Raw genomic sequence first — 2,633 nt, forward strand, 5'->3', positions numbered from 1 at the left:
GCAGACTTGCTTAAAGTGAGTGACATCGCCCAATGGGCTGTTCCACTCGCAGAAAGCCGCCGCTGCGCTTCTCTTTCCAAAACCAACAATGTCAAAGAGCCGGTCAAATCATCCAGGCCGCAACCTGAAAACCTGACCGCCAAACCGCCCCACTCTCGAGAAGCCGTCCGGCTGAAGGAGCGCGGTTTCTAGTGAAACCCGATCCCCCAGTCAACCACCTTTTTCAGCGCCGTAACACCAGGCCAAGGCGGCCAACAATGGAGCGCGGTTTCTAGTGAAAGCCGATCTCCAGGTCAATCGCTTTTTCAGGGCGTTCGCAGTTGCGAACAGGCCGTCAAAGCGTGAGGCGCGGTTTCTATCGACCCCGAACCTCCCGGTCAACCTCGTGTCTGCAGTCTGTTTCAGCGTTTCGCATTCACAGGCTGCGGCAACGATGATCCAGGCTGATGAACTCAATCCGGATCGGCTGACCGCCTCGGAACAGTGTGAAACGATCTCGCCGCCTCCCGCCATTCCTTCAACGAGGAGCGCGGTTGGTAAGGACCGTCCGGCTCATCGTCAACCGCCTTCCTCAGGAGCGCCGCAGCAGCGGCAGACCCTTTCGAAGACGTGAGGCGCGGTGTCTAACGACCCCTTGCCTCTTCGCCAAGTCCGATTTGCAGAGGATCTTCACTCGCGTGTGTCTTCGCTCTGCAATCCATGAGAAGACAAGGCATTCACCCTGCACTCCCACTTGGCGCCCGGCTCTGAACTGCTCCGTGTTCTGAAAGAATTCGGGGCCGCCCGTCGCTGGGAGGCGGTGTGTACGCCCCTCCCCCGACCGGGTCAACGCCGCGTCTGCAGTCCAGGGCGCCTTTTGGCGCCCGGCTCCCTATGAACGCTTACGGCTTACGGCTTACGGCTTACGGCTTACGGCTTACGGCTTACGGCTTACGGCTTACGGCTTACGGCTTACGGCTTACGGCTTACGGCTTACGGCTTACGGCTTACGGCTTACGGCTTACGGCTTACGGCTTACGCGGATTTGCGATTCGTCAGACCGGCATAGCCCCTGTTTCCGCGAACCGCGCCCGCCCGAACGCCTGAAGCGTGGAATCAGGCGCCTCTTTTCGATCACGTCACCCCATCATGAAAGCCTCAGGAGGGACCTCACCACGCTGAGCAGTCGTGAACTCAATCAGGACCTGCGCGCTGGCCGGCGCCCCTCAGGACGGGGCCGGCCATCATCTGGGACCGCGGCAAGCCTGCGCACGCGCTTCTTGTCATTGAAGCCTACGAAAGCCTGACTGGCTGAGCAGGCCCCAGCGATCAACGCGCCGGGCCGGTATGAGCTCGAACCCGACACCAAGCCGACGCAGACAGATCCTCGGATTGCGGATCTCGCATGAGGCTGCTCCACACCAGCATGGTCTCCGACTCTGAAGGCGCACCGCCCTGACCCCTCTCGCCTGGCTCTCGGGCAAGGCTGCCGACCAGTTCCATCTCTGTGCGATCAGGCTGATGGAGCTCAAATCCGGCTTTGCCGGCTCCTCTCTCTCTGCATACACACCCGGGCATCGCCCCGAGATGCGCAGATCGCCGCGAGCACGCCTAAACATGCGATGAGTGTGGGAACCCGCAATGTGAAGGATTTCATCCCGCCGGCGAACGACTCATCACCCCCCGGGCATCTCCGCCGGTCGGCTGAGATGGATGAGCGGATAGGCCCGTCCCTGATCATCCAGCGCCGAGCACCCGGTCTCCACAAAGCCCATCGCCCGATAAAAGCCGAGAGCGCCCGGATTTTGCGCGTTCACATCGGTCGTGATGGCGCCATGCCGCGCAATGGCGTGCTCCACAAGGCTCCGACCGACGCCCTGGCCATGCGCTGCGGGATCCACGAACAGGGCGTCCATATGCGCGCCTGCCTCTGTCGGGGTCAGCAACATGAAGCCCAGAATCGTCCCGGCCTCTGAACGCGCGAGCCAGAGCGGCGCGGCCGGCAGGAAATCACAGACCTCCGCATCAATCGCGCGCCGGTCTTCAGGCGAGAGAAAGTCATGGGTGGCGTCAACGGCGTCACGCCAGATCGCGATGACGCGATCGCCATGGTCGGGGGTTGAGGAGATGATGTGGATCATGGGACCTTCCTGATGACTGCATCAGGATGAATACACAAAACCCCCGGCCATGAGGCTCGGGGGTTTTACGTATTTTGCATTTATAAACGGAGAACTTTTTTTTGCATCGTGTCTAGCGGACCGGGCGGCGACCTACTCTCCCATGCCTTAGGACATAGTACCATTGGCGCAGAAGGTCTTAACGGCCGTGTTCGGGATGGGAACGGGTGTGGAGCCTTCGCTATAACCACCCGGTCGGCAAGACCGATGCATATTGTAGAGACATTCTGACTTGTGGGCTTCATGGGGCGAAGCGATCGCCGCCCATGAGCATTGTTGGATCAAGCCGATCGAGCAATTAGTACTGGTCCGCTTCACGCATTGCTGCGCTTCCACTTCCAGCCTATCAACGTGGTGGTCTTCCACGGCTCTGATAGGGATACCTGGTTTTGAGGGGGGCTTCCCGCTTAGATGCTTTCAGCGGTTATCCTTTCCGCACTTAGCTACCCTGCTATGCTGCTGGCGCAACAACAG

Annotated in this window: 2 protein-coding genes and 2 rRNA genes; 1 reads left to right on the forward strand and 3 read right to left on the reverse strand. The window is 60.2% G+C overall.

Annotated features, from left to right (window positions below; all coding sequences use genetic code 11):
- Positions 1-192, forward strand: a 192-nt coding sequence (locus OA2633_RS16420; RefSeq protein ID WP_206740515.1) for a hypothetical protein, incomplete at its 5' end; no start/stop codon positions are given.
- Positions 193-1,655: 1,463 nt separating this feature from the next.
- Here OA2633_RS16420 and OA2633_RS15005 read toward each other — a convergent pair.
- The 3 genes from OA2633_RS15005 to OA2633_RS15015 form a co-directional block, all read right to left on the reverse strand.
- Positions 1,656-2,120: an acetyltransferase gene (locus OA2633_RS15005; protein WP_009803434.1), complete on the reverse strand. Its 465-nt coding sequence runs from the start codon at positions 2,118-2,120 to the stop codon at positions 1,656-1,658.
- Positions 2,121-2,239: 119 nt separating this feature from the next.
- Positions 2,240-2,354, reverse strand: a 5S ribosomal RNA gene (rrf, locus tag OA2633_RS15010).
- A gap of 82 nt (positions 2,355-2,436) precedes the next feature.
- Positions 2,437-2,633, reverse strand: a 23S ribosomal RNA gene (locus tag OA2633_RS15015); the annotation flags it as partial.

This window comes from Oceanicaulis sp. HTCC2633 (assembly GCF_000152745.1).
Taxonomy (GTDB): Bacteria; Pseudomonadota; Alphaproteobacteria; order Caulobacterales; family Maricaulaceae; genus Oceanicaulis.